The following is a 14,056-nucleotide window of genomic DNA, read 5'->3' as shown; positions in this document are numbered from 1 at the left end:
TCGCGCTCTTCTGTTTTCGTGCCGATGGGGTCGGCTAGGCGACCCACCAGGGGCGCAGCGGCGTCTGCGGCTTCTTGTCGTCGCCGAGCTTGACCGCGAGCACCTGGTGCAGCTGGACCACGTTGCGTTCGAAGCCGAGGCGCGAGCCTGCCATGTACAGGCCCCACAGGCGGGCCGTGCCCTCACCGACCTCGGCGACGCAGGCCTGCCAGTGCTTCTCGAGGTACTCGCACCAGCCCTTCAGCGTCAGGGCGTAGTGCTCGCGCAGGTTCTCCTCGTGCATCACCTCGAAGCCGATGTTCTGCGCCTCGGTGATGATGCGACCCGAACCGGTGAGTTCCCCGTCGGGGAAGACGTACCGGTCGATGAACCCGCCGGCCTTGGCGCGGGTGTTGTTGGTCGGCCGGGTGATGCAGTGGTTGAGCAGCAGACCGCCCACCCGCAGTTTGCCGTGGAGGAACCGGAAGTAGGCCGGATAGTTGGCGACACCGATGTGCTCGGTCAGGCCGATCGACGAGATGGCGTCGAATCCTTCCTCGGGCACGTCGCGGTAGTCGGAGTGCCGGACCTCCGCCAGGTCGCTCAGGCCCTCCTCGACGATGGCCTTCTGCGCCCACTCGGCCTGTTCCTTGGAGAGCGTCACGCCGAGGGCCTTCACACCGCGCCGAGCGGCGTAACGCACCATCCCGCCCCAGCCGCAACCGATGTCGAGCAGGCGGTCGCCCGGCTTCAACCGCAGCTTCTCGAAGACCAGACGGTACTTGTTCTCCTGGGCGTCCTCGAGGCTCTGATTCTCGGATTCGAAGACGGCGCAGGTGTACGTCATCGAGGGGCCCAGAACGTACTCGTAGAACTCGTTGGACACGTCGTAGTGGTGATGGATGACCTCGGCGTCGCGCGATTTCGAGTGCCGCAGACCCTCGGCGATGCGGCGCCAGCGCGGCAGGTGCTCCTGCGGCGGCGGTGCGATCGGCTTGAGCAGTTCGGTGCCGAGCGACCGGGCGATCTGCGCGAGGATACGTGCCGGGGGACGCTCGAAGTGCAGGTCGCCGAGCGAGGCGAGCAACTCGTAGGGGTTGCCGGGATGCACTCCCTTCGCCTGGAGATCGCCCGAGATGTACGCCCGTGCCATACCCAGATCGCCGGGGGCCGTGGCGATGTACGTCGCGCCCTTGGGCGACGCGAGATGTAGACCGTAGGGAGAGTCCTCGGGACCGGCCGCCGATCCGTCGTAGGCCGTGAAGCGCAACGGCATGTCGCCGCCGGTCACGATCTCCACGATCTGGGCGAGTGCGAGCTTGTCCTCGGTGGACCGATCGTTCTCGGTCCTGAATATGGTCACTTTCGTTGCACCGCCTTCGAAAACAGGTCCAGTAGACGGGACCGAGGGTCGTATTTCTGCTTGAGAGCGGGGTATTCACCGCCGCCGTAATAGAGCTTCTCGAACTCGTCCTTCGAGTAGTAGGAGTCCGAGTAGAGCGATTTGTGCCCGTCGAGTTCGGCGACCTTCTTCTCGATCAGCCGGTTGGCGGCGCCCTCCTCGGCGCCGGGCACGATGGGAACGGACGACCAGAACCCGACGTTCACATAGGCGCGCTTCGGCTCGAGCGGGTACAGCGGCCAGGGACGCTGGGCGTCCGAGGTGCTCGGACGGCCGGCGTCCGGGGACGACTCGATGTCGCGCAACTTCAAGGGGCACAACCAGATCGGCTCGATGGGAATTTCGTCGAGGAACCACTCGACGAACTCCTGCGTGCGTTCGAGCGGGACCTCGATGTCCTGCACGACGCGCTCGCGGGGTGGATTGCCCTTGCGTGCCTCGATCCGGTCGGCCACCGAATACTTGTGGTCGAGCGCGATGAGCTTCCAGTAGAAACTGCTGCGCAGCAACTGTTTCGGCCACATCCGGCGGATCTTCGGGTTCTGGGCGCCGAAAGCCCGGGAGCACCAGAACCAGTCGGTGTCCCACCGCCACAGATAGTCGCGGATCGTGAGCCGATCCTCCTTGGGTCGGTTGACGGAGACGTGCTGGATCGACCGGTAGTAGATGTCCTGCCCGGTGTAATCGCTGACGGGACCCGGCTCGTCGGTCTGTGTGCCGAGCGTCAGGTAGCTCTCGGTCGCGGAGAAGACGACACCGTCGAGATAGTCGACCGGTGTGCCGTCCCAGGTCCGTTCGTCGACGATCCGCGCGAGGGCGGACTGCAGATCGGCGATCGTGTCGAAACGCAGGTGACGCAGTGCGACGAAACGTTTCACCGGTTCGAGTGCGATGCGCAGGCGCGTGGCGTACCCGAGCGAACCGTACGAGTTGGGGAAGCCGTGGAACAGATCGGCGTGCTCACCCTCCGGGCGGGCCGTGATGATCTCGCCGGACCCGGTCAGGATGTCCATCTCGAGCACGGACTCGTGGGGGAGGCCGTTGCGGAAGGACGTCGACTCGATGCCGAGCCCGGTGACGGCGCCGCCGAGCGTGATCGTCTTCAGCTGCGGGACGACCAACGGTGCGAGGCCGTAGGGCAGGGTCGCGTCGACGAGGTCCTCGTAGGTGCACATGCCGGCGACGTCGGCGGTGCGGGCCTGCGGGTCGACGGAGATGACACCGCCGAGACCGGAGACGTCGAGCCCCGGCGCGTTCGCCGCGGCGCGTGCCCGGAAGAGGTTCGACGTCTTCTTCGCGAGTCGCACGGGCGCGTCGGCCGGTATCGCGCTGTACGAGCGCAGCAGGCGGTCTACACCCTGGCGGTGTACCGCCTCCCCGTACGGGACCTTCACACCTGACGATCTCGGCATCTGCATTCGACTCCTCCGGAGCGGCGCATCAGTGGCACGTCCACAATAGACCCGGCGGTCGCATCCGTCCCGGAACGCGCAGGGCAGGATGGATGCTGTCGTCACAGGCACATTCGAGCCCGCATCAGCGCGGAAGAAGCAGAAGGAGTCGTTCATGGCACAGGTCAGCGCAAGCAGTTCGATCCAGTTGGCGGCAGCTCCCGAGGTGGTGCTCACCGCCCTGGCCGACTACGAGACCGTGCGCCCGCGCATCCTCACCGAGCACTACCGCGACTACCGCGTGATCTCCGGTGGTCGCGGCGACGGCACCGTCGTGCACTGGATCCTCCAGGCCACGGAGAAGCGTCAGCGCGACGTGCAGGCCACGGTGTCGGTGAAGGGCAGTACCGTCACGGAGACGGACGCGAACTCGACGCTCGTGACGACCTACAGCGTCGTGCCGAACGGGACGGGTTCGACGGTCGTCGTGCTCACTCAGTGGAAGGGTGCCGGTGGCGTCAAGGGCTTCTTCGAGAAGACGTTCGCGCCGCTCGGCCTGAAGAAGATCCAGCAGCAGGTGCTCGAGAACCTGAAGAAGGAAGTCGACTGAGCCCGGTTCGGTCGACCTCGGCGTCTGTGTCCACCCCGATGCGCGGCGACTAGGCTGGCATCACAAACGTGCAGAAAGGACGTGCCGTGCAACCCGGTGGTGGAATGCCCGACATGCAGCAACTCCTCGCTCAGGCCCAGCAGATGCAGCAGCAACTCGTCGCTGCGCAGAACGAGATGGCGCAGGCGGAGGTCACCGGCCAGGCCGGCGGTGGCCTCGTGACCGCGACGGTGAAGGGCACGGGCGAGGTCGTGTCCGTGAAGATCGATCCGAAGGTCGTCGACCCCGAGGACGTCGAGACCCTGCAGGATCTGGTGGTCGGTGCGATCGCCGACGCCTCGGCGAAGGCCCAGGAGATCGCGGCCGAGAAGCTCGGTCCGCTCGCGGGTGGGCTCGGCGGCGGAATCCCCGGCCTGCCCGGTTTCTAGAGGTCGGCGTTGTACGAAGGACCGGTACAGGACCTCATCGACGAGCTGGGCAAGCTTCCGGGCGTCGGCCCGAAGAGTGCCCAGCGCATCGCGTTCCATCTGCTCTCGGTCGAGCCGCCCGAGATCGACCGCCTGCAGGCGGCGCTGCAGCGGATCCGCGACGGCGTGCAGTTCTGCGAGGTCTGCGGAACGGTCTCCGACCAGCGGCGTTGCCGCATCTGCTCCGATCCTCGCCGCGACCGCACGGTGATCTGCGTGGTCGAGGAACCGAAGGACGTGCAGGCGATCGAACGCACCCGGGAGTTCCGGGGGCGCTATCACGTCCTCGGTGGTGCGCTCGACCCGCTCAATGGCGTCGGCCCCGACCAGCTGCACATCCGCGAACTGCTCACCCGCATCGGCAACCAGGAGGACGGCGTCGACGTCTCCGAGGTGATCATCGCGACCGACCCCAATACGGAGGGCGAGGCGACGGCCACCTATCTGGTGCGTATGCTGCGCGACTTCCCGGGGCTGAGCGTCACCCGCCTCGCGTCGGGTCTGCCGATGGGCGGCGATCTCGAGTTCGCCGACGAGCTGACGCTCGGGCGAGCGTTGTCGGGGAGGCGGGCGATGTGACCGTGCGCAGCACGGAGGCATCGCACCGGGGTGAGCCCGAGAAGCGTCGCCGGACTTCCGACGAGACCCGGAAGCTGATCATCGAGGCTGCGGGGAAGGCGTTTGCGACGCGCCCCTACCGCGACATCACGCTCAAGGACATCGCGGAGGAAGCGGGGGTCAGCGCCCCGCTGATCATCAAGTACTTCGGCTCGAAGGAGCAGTTGTACGAGGAGCTCGTCGACTTCCAGTACGGCGCGCAGGTGCTGTTCGACGGGCCGCTCGAGAGCCTGGGGGAGCGGATGGTCGCGATGCTCGCCCGCCCGCTCGAACCCTACAAGCCGTTGTCGATGAACATCCTGTTCATGAGCGGGGGCAGCGAGGAGAGCAACCGCATGCTCCGCGACAACTACTCCGCGCAGATGGTCGACGCGCTCGCCGCGCGGCTGCCGGGGTCGGATGCCCGTCTCCGGGCCGAGCTGGCGATGTCGGCGGTGATGGGGTTGGCGATCATGCGGCGCCGCATGATGCAGGAGCGCGCGACCGGCACGGTCGAGGAAGTTGTGGCCATGTACGCGCCGCTGGTTCAGCGGTTGCTCGACGGAGACGGTTCTTAGCGGCACGAATGACCTTGGTCACTACTCTTGAGGGTAAATAGCCGTTCACCTAATGTGGTGAACGGCTATTTACCTGTTTGGCGAGAGGGGGTGTCGATGTCGATCTCGCTCCCCCTGCGCCTGCACGTGGCGGGTAGGTCCGCCGCCGCGCCGACGCGCTCAGCGTCCGGAACGACGAAGGTGAGCGGACCGGCGGAGAAGAAGACGCGCAACCTGCGGCATCTCGTCTTCCCGGTTCTCGCGGTCGGCGCCGTCTTCCAGGCCATCATGCAGACCGTTATGGTGCCGCTCCTGCCGAGCATGCCGGGCTTCACCGGCGCCGGAACCACCGCCGTCTCGTGGCTGGTGACGAGCACCCTGCTGGTCGGTGCGGTGATGACGCCCATCTTCGGCCGTCTCGCCGACATGATCGGCAAGAAGCGGATGCTCCTCATCGCGTTCTCGCTTATGACACTCGGCTCGTTGATCTGCGCGCTGACCTCGGACATCGGACTGCTCATCGTCGCCCGTGGCCTGCAGGGCGCCGGCGCGGCGGTGCTGCCGATCGGCATGGCGATCCTTCGCGAGGTCCTGCCCCGTGAGCACGTGGAGCGCTCGATCGCGATGCTCAGTTCCACCCTCGGCATCGGCACCGCGGTCGGTATCCCGTTCGCTGCCGCCATCGTCCAGTTCGCCGATTGGCACCTGCTCTTCTGGACCACCGCCGCCATCGGCGCCGGTGTCGCCCTCGCGGCGTGGATCGTCATCCCGGAATCGGACACCCGCACCGGCGGTCGCTTCGACGCCGTGGGCGCCGCCGGCCTGTCCGCCGCCCTGGTGTGCCTGCTCGTGCCCATCACCCAGGGCAGCACGTGGGGCTGGACGAGCCCCGCGGTGCTGCTCTCGTTCGCCGCGTCGGTGCTGCTGTTCGTGCTCTGGGGAGTGCAGCAGCTGCGCAACCGCAACCCGCTCGTCGACCTGCGTGTCTCGGCCCGCCGTTCCGTCCTCGCGCCGCACCTGTCGGCACTGCTCGTCGGGTTCGCCTTCTACGGCAACACCCTCATCACCACACAGTTGCTGCAGGCGCCGTCCGGGCACGGAGCCGGATACGACCTGACCATCCTCCAGGCCGCGGCCTGCCAGCTCGCCGCGAGCTTCGCGATGATGATCTTCGCGATCGTGGCCTCCCGGATCACCGAACGTTTCGGACCCAAGATCACGATCATGACCGGAGCGGTCTTCCTGCTCGCCGGCTACAGCGTCCACGCGGTGCCCGGCAAGCCGCTGTGGCTCGTCGTCGCCGCCATCTTCGTCGCGGCGATCGGCACGTCGCTCGTGTACTGCACGCTGCCGGTGCTCCTCCTCGGCGCGGTGCCGCTGTCGCAGAACGCCGCGGCGAACGGCGTCAACGTCCTGCTCCGCACCGTGGGCAGCACCGTCTGCAGCGCGGTCGTCGCCTCGGTGCTCGCGGCTCACACCCTCGGGGGCGGGCTCGGCATCGGCACCGCGGGCTTCGTGATCGCCTACCTCGTGTGCGCCGGTTGCGCCGTGGTCGTCTTCGTCTCGGGCTTCGCACTCCCGTCGAAGCAGGCCCTGCGGCCCGTCGAGAACTGACCCCGGCCCGCTCCTCCCGGAACAGTTACGGCCCTGCACCCCGGTGGTGAAACCGGAATGCGGGGCCGCCCCTCCTGTCCCCCAGGTCTGTCGGTGCGTCAGTGTTCGACGCCCAGATCGTTCGGACGGTAACCGAGGGGGTAACCCGGATACGTCCGGTTGGTGGCGTTGCCCGCCGACAGCGACACGCGTCGCTTCGGCAGTCGCCGCACGAACGCCGACCGTGCCCGCAGCGCGCCCTCGACGATCTCCGTCACCTGCGGTGAGCTCTTCGGGAAACCGAACGCCGACGCCATGCGGTCGTCGATCAGCGCGAAAACGACCTTCTCGATGCCCTTGTTCAGCACCTTCGGGTACCACGACTGGAACAGGCGCAGCGTGTAGGTGCCGATGGCGTGGTTGTCGTCGCTGTAGGTGAACTTCTCGCGCTCGTATTCGAGCTTGAACCGGTGGAACTCCTGGAACGACTCCGGGATGTCCTTGATGCCCATCCGGATGCCCACCTGGCGGTAGAAGTAGAACGACGCCAGCCGCTCCTTCGGGTGCAGGCGACGCCACCCGTAGCGGTCGATCCAGTCGAGCGGGTCGTACACGAAGGTCGACAGGACGTACAGCATGTCGTCGTTGTCGATCGAGTACTTGCCGTGCATCCGGTTGATGTTGCGCAGCGACTCGCGTCCCCGCTCGGCGTCGTAGCCGTGCTCGACCAGCTCGGCCATCAGCAGCGCCGTGTCGTCGTACCGCTTCTGCGGCCGCTTCTCGAACTCGCCGGTGCGGGCGAGCAACTCCGAGATGCTGGGCACGCAGTACGTGCGGAAGAGGGCGAACTCGAGCGACCGCTGGTAGTCCCACGGGAACTCGTAACCGGCGGTGATCCGCACGATGTCCTGGTGCTGTGTGACCGGGTCGAGCTCCTCGATCACCTCGACCCAGCCCATCCGCCCACGCTTCGGGTGCGGGTCCCTGTTCGGGGGTGGGAACGTACCGGCCTTCTCGATGCGTGCCTCGGGCTTCGCGACGACGGCGGCCTTTCGGCTGCGAGTGCGCGGGGGAGTGGTCGTCATCGGCTCACCTTCCGTGCATGAACTGGAGCATCGCTCGCGAGATTTTCAGATCGCGCTCCGGACGCTCGAGGCTCATGAGTTTGAGCGGCGAGCTGAACTTCGCCACCGTGACCGACTTGGGACGGCTGAACTCGCGCAGGCCGTCGGCGCCGTGGATGCGGCCGAAGCCGGACTCGCCGATACCGCCGAAGGGCAACGAGGCGATGGCGGCGAAGCCGAGCACCGAGTTGACCGACACCATGCCGTTGCGCAGGCGCTCGGCGAGCTGACGGCCTTTCTTCTTGTTGCGCGTGAAGATCGACGCACCGAGACCGTAGTTCGTGCCGTTCGCGCGTTCGACGGCCTCGTCGAGGTCGCGAACCTTGTTGACGACGACCGTCGGGCCGAAGGTCTCCTCGCACACCGCGGCCGAGGTCTCGGGCACGTCGGTGAGGATGACGGGCTCGACGATGCGCCCCTGCACCGAATCGAGTCCGCCGAGGACGGCCTTGCCACCGGACTTCAGGGCGTCCTCGATGTGACTGCGCACGATGTCGACCTGGCGCGGAAGCGTCATAGGGCCGTAGGTGGAGTCCTCGTCGCCGCCCGGCTTCGCGCGCCGGACGGTGGCGGTGAGCTTGTCGAGGAACTCGCGGTAGACCGGATCCTCGACGTAGATGCGTTCGACACCCGCGCAGGTCTGGCCGGCGTTGCCGAAGGCGCCGAAGGCGGCGAACTCGACGGCTTCGTCGATGTTCGCGTCGGCCGCGACGATCATCGCGTCCTTGCCGCCGCACTCGGCGACGAGCGGGGTGAGCGACTCGGCGCACACCGCCATGACCTTGCGGGCGGTGGGGCCGGAACCGGTGAACGCGACCTTGTCGACGCCCGAGCGGACGAGCGCGGCACCCGTCTCGCCCAGGCCGGTGATCACCTGGAAGACGGGCTGGGTGGGAGCGATCGAATTCCACTTGTCCTCGAGCCACTTCGCGACACCCGGAGTGAGTTCGCTCGGCTTGAACACGACGGCGTTGCCCGCTGCGAGGGAGTAGGCGATCGACCCCATCGGGGTGTAGACCGGGTAGTTCCACGGGCCGATCACGCCGATGACGCCGAGCGGCTTGTATTCGAGGGTGGCGGCCTGATTGAAGCTCGCGATGCCCGAGGGGACCTTTCGCGGCTTGAGGACCTTCTTCGCGTTCTTGGCGGCCCAGTCGAGGTGCTCGACCGCCAGCATGACTTCGAGGAAGGCGTCGCCGAAGGGCTTACCGGTCTCCTTCGCCACCACCGATGCGAGCGAGGTCGCGTCGGATGCGATGGCCTTCTTGAACTCGAGGAGCCAGTCGCGGCGGCCGCGGAAGCCCTGCGCCTCCCACCAGCGCGCGGCGACGCGGGCGCGCTCGACGGCCGCGCCCACGGCGGCCTCGTCGGCGACCGGATACTCGGCGATCACCTCGCCGTTCCGGGGGTCGAGGCTGGCGAAGGTGTCGGTGCTTGCTGCCGTGGATGCCTTGTCCGAGCTGCTCTTCGCGTTCTTCGGACTGGTGAGGTTCTGGGTCATGTTCGACACTTCCTGGTGAACCACATCACATATATTTGATGTGATAGCTGTAGTGGACATCACATTAGGCGTTCGCGGGACAATTGGACAACCCCCGTGCGCAGTTGTCCGGATTCCTACAGGAGACACGATGGCGGCACCGACACGTAGCCCCGGGACAGCGGCGGATCACGCTGCGGCATCCCGACGTTCGGAGGGGGCCGTACGGCGCCGTCCGCAGCTTTCCGACGAGGTGGCCGGTCACCTCCGCGGCTCGATCATGTCCGGCGTATTGCGTCCGGGCGACTTCATCCGGCTCGACGAGACCGCCGTCGAACTCGGCGTCAGCGTCACCCCGGTCCGGGAGGCGCTGCTGACGCTGCGCGGGGAGGGGATGGTCGAATCCGCCCCGAACCGCGGCTACCGGGTCTCGCCCCTCACGCGCGGCGACATCGACGACATCTTCTGGCTGCAGGGACAGATCGCCGTCGAGCTCGCGCTCCGGGCGGTCGATCGGGCCACGCCGGCCGATCTCGCACGGCTCACCGAGCTCAACGAGCGGCTGCGCATGCTCGTCGTCCTCCCGGACGGGGTGACGCCCGACGTCGAACGGATCGCCGATGCGGAGTTCGACTTCCATCGCGAACTCAACCGCGTGGCCGACAGTCCGAAACTGGCGTGGTTCCTCAACACCGCCTCGCGCACGATTCCGTATCGTCTCTACGCCCGCGACGTGGAATGGGGCACGCTGGCCGTTCGGTCGCACACGAAATTGATCGAGGCGATCGGTGCGCAGGACCACTGCGAGGTGATCTCGCAGACGCTCGTCCAGTTCGAGGACGCTGCCGCACGCCTGGTCGCCCATCGGAAGAAGACCGGCGCCGACCTCCCGGAGGGATAGGCACTTGCCTATCTGAGTACGGGTGTGCACAATTCGAAGGACAGTGCTGCATCCGTACTTTCACCGTCAGGAGATCTCCCATGACGATCCACGCCGAAGACCTCGCATCGAGCGCCGCCGCGCCCGACTCGGGTGCCGAGATCGAGGAGCGCGACCCGGGCGTCGCGGTGTCCTCTGCGGCAGGATCGGTCGACCTGGCCGATTTCGTCGGTGAGTCGATGCTCCTGCTCGGCGCCGGCGCGACCGTGCTCCTGCAACTCGCCTCCCCCGGCGTGGGGCACGGCGTCGCCGATCACAGCACCACGCTCCAGCGTCCCCTGGACCGGCTGCGCACCACGATGACCTACGTCTACGCCGTCACCCTCGGTACCCCGGAGGAGAAGAAGCAGATCGTCCGGATGGTCAACAAAGCGCACGTCCCGGTGCGTTCCGAGACCTACAACGCCTTCGATCCCGAGCTCCAATTGTGGGTCGCGGCAACGCTGTACCGCAACGGCGTCGAGATGTACCAGCGGATGTTCGGGCCGCTCACCGATGCCGACATCGAACGGCTCTACCACCAGTCCGCCGTCTACGGCACTGCCCTGCAGGTCAAGGAGGACATGTGGCCCCGCACGCGTGAGGAGTTCGACGAGTACTGGGACGAGATGATCTCGACCTTCGAGGTCGACGCCGAGGTGCGTTCCTTCACGCGCAACCTGCTCACCGGCGGCGATTCCCCACTGCCCGTCCGGGCGCTCATGCCCTTGCAGCGCTTCATGACCATCGGCCTGCTCCCGCAGCGCATGCGCGACGAGTTCGCCCTGCCCTGGACCCCACGCGACCAGCGCCGGTTCGACCTGTTCTGGAAGGTCGTGCCGCCGATCTACCGCGCGGTCCCCAAGCCGATCCGTCAGCTCTCGGCCACCTATTACCTGCGCGACATGCGTCGCCGGATGAAGGCGCACGGGCGAGTCATCTGACGCCCCACGCACGACGACGTGGCCGGACCCGAGGTCCGGCCACGTCCGTGTCCTGCGCCGATCCGATCACACGGCGGTGTCTCGTTCGAGACCGAACCAGTAATGCTCACCTCCGTCGAACACCAACGGACCCTTGCCGTTCATCACCCCGACCACGGTGTTGTCGTCGACCTTCTTGAAATGGTCGAAGACGGGCATTCCGTCGTAGACCATCGTCGCCGTCACCTCGCCGCGGAAGACGACCTCCCACAGACTCGCCTCGCCCCTGCCGGTCTTCTTGTCGGAGAACAGTTGTCCGTCCTCGTCGTAGCACACGAGCGGCTGCACCTCGGACGCGGAGACGAAAGTCTTCCCGTACCAGCGGGACTTGCCGAGCAGGTCGTGGGTCCGGTGGCCGGTGTCGAAACTGAATCCGCGCCACCGGTATCCGACGAGGTCCTCGATGCGGGCAGGAGTGAGCCGGTCCCAGAGGGAATCGAGCTCACGAGGATCGATCCGATCGGTACGAGCACGCAGGTCCGAGAGTCGCTGGACGATGTCCATGTGTTCCCCTAGATGTCGAAGGTGAGTACTGCCTTGACGACCTCGCCGGAGGTGACGGCCGACAGGGCGTCGTCGAGTTTCGTGAAGTCGAAGGTCTGCACGAGTTCGTCGACGGGAAAACGTCCGTCGCGCCACAGTGCAGCCAGTTCGGGAAGGAACCGCTGGGGATCGGCGTCGCCCTCGATGACCCCGGTCAGGGTGCGACCGGACAGCAGATGGGTCTGGTCGACGGAGACGGGATTGCGGCCGGCCCTCAAGCCGAGCGTGGCACACACTCCGGGGCTGGCGAGAGCCGACAGAGCTTGCCGGATGACGGCTTCGGTGCCCACGGACTCGACGGCGTAGTCGGCGCCACCGCCCGTGAGCCGGCGTACGCGGCGTCCGATGTCCTGCTCGTCGTGAGGCGAGAGCACTTCGGTGGCACCCAGTCTCCGCGCGAGGTCGTGCCTGCGCGGGTTGGGGTCGACGCCGACGACGGTCGCGCATTCGGCGATACGCGCCGCCATGATCGCCGCCATCCCCACGGCGCCGAGCCCGAATACGACGACGGACGAACCGGATTCAGGCCGCAGTACCCGCAGTACGGTTCCGGCGCCTGTCGCGATACCGCACCCCAACGGACCCGCGATCGTCACCGGAACGTCCGCCGGTATCCGCACGGCATTGCGTTCGGTGGCCACGACCAGCGACGAGAACGACGACTGCCCGAACCAGTTGCCGTGCACCGGAGCACCGGTGGCATCGCGGAGGACGGTCGTCCCGTCGCTCCGCACACCGCCGTAGTTGAGCGGGGCGAAATGTGTGCAGTAGGCGTTTCGGCCCCGTGCGCAGTTGCGGCACGTCCGGCACGAATCGAACCCCAGAACGACCCGATCCCCGACCGCGAGATCCGTCACGGCCGAACCGACTTCGTCGACCACTCCGGCACCTTCGTGACCGAGCACAGCAGGAGTGGGAATGGGAACACCTCCCGCCGCGGCGGTGAGATCGGTGTGACAGATACCCACCCCGTGGATTCGCACGAGCACTTCGTCGTCGCGCAGTTCGGGGACGGTCACCTTCTCGAGGCGCAGGGGGGAGCCGTACTCGCGGAGTACCGCCGCGGTGGCGGTGCGTGTCATCGCGTCTGCCCCTGCGCTCCGGCCTCCCCGAGCAGCACCGCGAGCATCAGTTGCTGCATCCGGCGTTGCCGGGACTCGGTGGGCAGGAAGCGCAGGAGACTTCCCGTGTCGAGGACGAGGTTGAGGGCGCCGTGGACGAGGAAACGACATTCGACGGCGGACAGTTCGGGCCGCAATTCGCCGACGAGGCGGGCCCACTCCTCGATGTTGAGTCGTTGGATGTTCCGCAGATCGCTGCGGTGGTGCGCGGGAAGATTGCCGACCTCCGCGAAGTAGACCGACATCAGTTCACTGTGCTCGAACGACAGACGCACGTAGACGTCGGTGAGAACGTCGAGAGCCTGCGCCGGGGTGGTCGACTCGGCGAGTGCCTCCCCGACGATCATCGCGACGCGATCGCCGGCCCGGTGGAAGGCGGCCGCGAGCAGGTCGGCCTTGCTCGGGAAGTGCCGATAGACACCGGAGGCGTTGATACCTGCTGCCGCGCCGATCTCCTCGATGCTCACCTCGTGATAGCCGCGTGCATCGAACAGGAGGACGGCTTCGTGGAGCAGGACCTCGCGTTTGTTCGCCACCGGTAAGCCCCGTCGTTCGGGGAGCTGTGCGGGCTCGCCGACGTCGGGTACGAGTTCGGTCGCCGCGACCGCCCGGCACGCCTCGAGCAGCAACTGCTGCAGGCGCCGGTTGGACAGTGGCGCCCGGTGGGTCGTGATCGATCCGATGACGCTGAGCATCGCACTGCTCAGGAGCACGTAGTCGGCGTCGGCGAGGTCGGGGCGCAACCGGGCGAGAGTGCGGGCGAGATGACGGTTCAGTGCCTTCATCTTCGTGCGGATCTCGCCGCGGTCCTCGTCGGTGAGATAGCGACGTTCCCAGCGGTACAACCCGCCCGTACGGCGGTTGTCGATCGTGGTGCGAACGAGGGCGAGCAGTTTGCGGTCGAGTTCCCCGGCAGGATCGAGCGGCGCCCTCCCGCCGCTGCCCTCGCCCTGCACACCGTGCTCGTCGAACTCGGCCAAAGCGCTTCCGAGAGCATCGGCCAGGGTGACCACGGCGTGGTGGAACAGTGCGTACTTGTTCGGGAAGTGCCGGTAGAGAGCCGGGCCCGAGATGCCGACGGCCGTGGCGATCTCGTCGATGCTCACACCGTGGTAGCCGCGTTCGCTGAAGGCCTCGGCCGCGACCGCGGCGATCTGCGCCTTGCGGTTCTTCGGCCGGCGCCGCACGGCGGGGGCAGGGGATTCGGTTCTCGTGACCGTTCGAGCCCCGACCTGCGCTTGTTCGGGCACCGTGCCTCCTTGTCCTGGGTCCTGCCGCGGGTCGTGATGT

Annotated in this window: 14 protein-coding genes; 7 read left to right on the top strand and 7 right to left on the bottom strand. The window is 67.1% G+C overall.

Annotated elements, in window-relative coordinates; all coding sequences use genetic code 11:
* Nucleotides 1-34: 34 nt before the first annotated feature.
* Together K3M35_RS20515 and K3M35_RS20510 are read right to left on the bottom strand one after the other, a co-directional pair.
* Complete coding sequence (locus tag K3M35_RS20515) at nucleotides 35-1,342, bottom strand: class I SAM-dependent methyltransferase (protein ID WP_019290265.1); 1,308 nt, start codon at nucleotides 1,340-1,342, stop codon at nucleotides 35-37.
* The gene (locus tag K3M35_RS20510) at nucleotides 1,339-2,799 is read right to left on the bottom strand and encodes an FAD-binding oxidoreductase (protein WP_033097925.1); all 1,461 of its coding nucleotides are present in this window, start codon (nucleotides 2,797-2,799) and stop codon (nucleotides 1,339-1,341) included. The genes K3M35_RS20515 and K3M35_RS20510 overlap by 4 nt, the downstream gene beginning before the upstream one ends.
* A 148-nt stretch (nucleotides 2,800-2,947) precedes the next feature.
* On the opposite strand from K3M35_RS20510, the gene K3M35_RS20505 reads away from it, so the two are divergent.
* The 5 genes from K3M35_RS20505 to K3M35_RS20485 all read left to right on the top strand — a co-directional run bounded on the left by K3M35_RS20505 (nucleotide 2,948) and on the right by K3M35_RS20485 (nucleotide 6,617).
* The gene (locus K3M35_RS20505; RefSeq protein ID WP_006552473.1) at nucleotides 2,948-3,382 is read left to right on the top strand and encodes an SRPBCC family protein; all 435 of its coding nucleotides are present in this window, start codon (nucleotides 2,948-2,950) and stop codon (nucleotides 3,380-3,382) included.
* A 104-nt stretch (nucleotides 3,383-3,486) separates the two neighbouring features.
* Nucleotides 3,487-3,810 (top strand): YbaB/EbfC family nucleoid-associated protein, encoded by a 324-nt coding sequence (locus K3M35_RS20500; protein ID WP_019290262.1) that lies wholly within the window; start codon nucleotides 3,487-3,489, stop codon nucleotides 3,808-3,810.
* Nucleotides 3,811-3,819: 9 nt separating this feature from the next.
* Nucleotides 3,820-4,428: a recombination mediator RecR gene (gene recR / locus K3M35_RS20495; RefSeq protein ID WP_019290261.1), complete on the top strand. Its 609-nt coding sequence runs from the start codon at nucleotides 3,820-3,822 to the stop codon at nucleotides 4,426-4,428.
* The gene (locus K3M35_RS20490) at nucleotides 4,425-5,024 is read left to right on the top strand and encodes a TetR family transcriptional regulator (RefSeq protein WP_006552470.1); all 600 of its coding nucleotides are present in this window, start codon (nucleotides 4,425-4,427) and stop codon (nucleotides 5,022-5,024) included. The genes recR and K3M35_RS20490 overlap by 4 nt, the downstream gene beginning before the upstream one ends.
* Before the next feature lie 96 nt (nucleotides 5,025-5,120).
* Nucleotides 5,121-6,617, top strand: coding sequence for an MFS transporter (locus tag K3M35_RS20485; RefSeq protein ID WP_230810448.1), 1,497 nt, complete (start codon nucleotides 5,121-5,123; stop codon nucleotides 6,615-6,617).
* Between the two features lie 98 nt (nucleotides 6,618-6,715).
* Here the strand turns inward: K3M35_RS20485 and K3M35_RS20480 are convergent, their stop codons facing one another.
* Both K3M35_RS20480 and K3M35_RS20475 read right to left on the bottom strand, forming a co-directional pair.
* Nucleotides 6,716-7,681 (bottom strand): oxygenase MpaB family protein, encoded by a 966-nt coding sequence (locus tag K3M35_RS20480; RefSeq protein ID WP_006552468.1) that lies wholly within the window; start codon nucleotides 7,679-7,681, stop codon nucleotides 6,716-6,718.
* Between the two features lie 4 nt (nucleotides 7,682-7,685).
* Nucleotides 7,686-9,221: an aldehyde dehydrogenase family protein gene (locus K3M35_RS20475; protein ID WP_220666921.1), complete on the bottom strand. Its 1,536-nt coding sequence runs from the start codon at nucleotides 9,219-9,221 to the stop codon at nucleotides 7,686-7,688.
* 130 nt (nucleotides 9,222-9,351) lie between these two features.
* Between K3M35_RS20475 and K3M35_RS20470 the strand changes: the two genes are divergently transcribed.
* Nucleotides 9,352-10,101 carry a GntR family transcriptional regulator gene (locus tag K3M35_RS20470; RefSeq protein ID WP_220666920.1) on the top strand — a complete coding sequence of 250 codons (750 nt, stop codon included), beginning with the start codon at nucleotides 9,352-9,354 and terminating at the stop codon, nucleotides 10,099-10,101.
* Nucleotides 10,102-10,181: 80 nt separating this feature from the next.
* On the top strand, nucleotides 10,182-11,063 hold the full coding sequence (locus K3M35_RS20465) for an oxygenase MpaB family protein (protein ID WP_259444295.1): 882 nt from the start codon (nucleotides 10,182-10,184) through the stop codon (nucleotides 11,061-11,063).
* A 66-nt stretch (nucleotides 11,064-11,129) separates the two neighbouring features.
* Here the strand turns inward: K3M35_RS20465 and K3M35_RS20460 are convergent, their stop codons facing one another.
* The 3 genes from K3M35_RS20460 to K3M35_RS20450 are packed head-to-tail and all read right to left on the bottom strand — an operon-like array spanning nucleotide 11,130 to nucleotide 14,016.
* On the bottom strand, nucleotides 11,130-11,606 hold the full coding sequence (locus K3M35_RS20460; RefSeq protein WP_220666919.1) for a DUF4334 domain-containing protein: 477 nt from the start codon (nucleotides 11,604-11,606) through the stop codon (nucleotides 11,130-11,132).
* Nucleotides 11,607-11,614: 8 nt separating this feature from the next.
* Nucleotides 11,615-12,727 carry an NAD(P)-dependent alcohol dehydrogenase gene (locus K3M35_RS20455; RefSeq protein WP_220666918.1) on the bottom strand — a complete coding sequence of 371 codons (1,113 nt, stop codon included), beginning with the start codon at nucleotides 12,725-12,727 and terminating at the stop codon, nucleotides 11,615-11,617.
* Complete coding sequence (locus K3M35_RS20450; protein WP_220666917.1) at nucleotides 12,724-14,016, bottom strand: TetR/AcrR family transcriptional regulator; 1,293 nt, start codon at nucleotides 14,014-14,016, stop codon at nucleotides 12,724-12,726. The genes K3M35_RS20455 and K3M35_RS20450 overlap by 4 nt, the downstream gene beginning before the upstream one ends.
* Between the last annotated feature and the right edge of the window lie 40 nt (nucleotides 14,017-14,056).

Origin of the sequence: Rhodococcus sp. DMU2021 (assembly GCF_019641445.1) — a bacterium.
Classification (GTDB): Bacteria; Actinomycetota; Actinomycetes; order Mycobacteriales; family Mycobacteriaceae; genus Rhodococcus; species Rhodococcus pyridinivorans.
The sequence above is the reverse complement of the archived record's forward strand: the minus strand, read 5'-3'. Positions and strand labels throughout refer to the sequence as shown.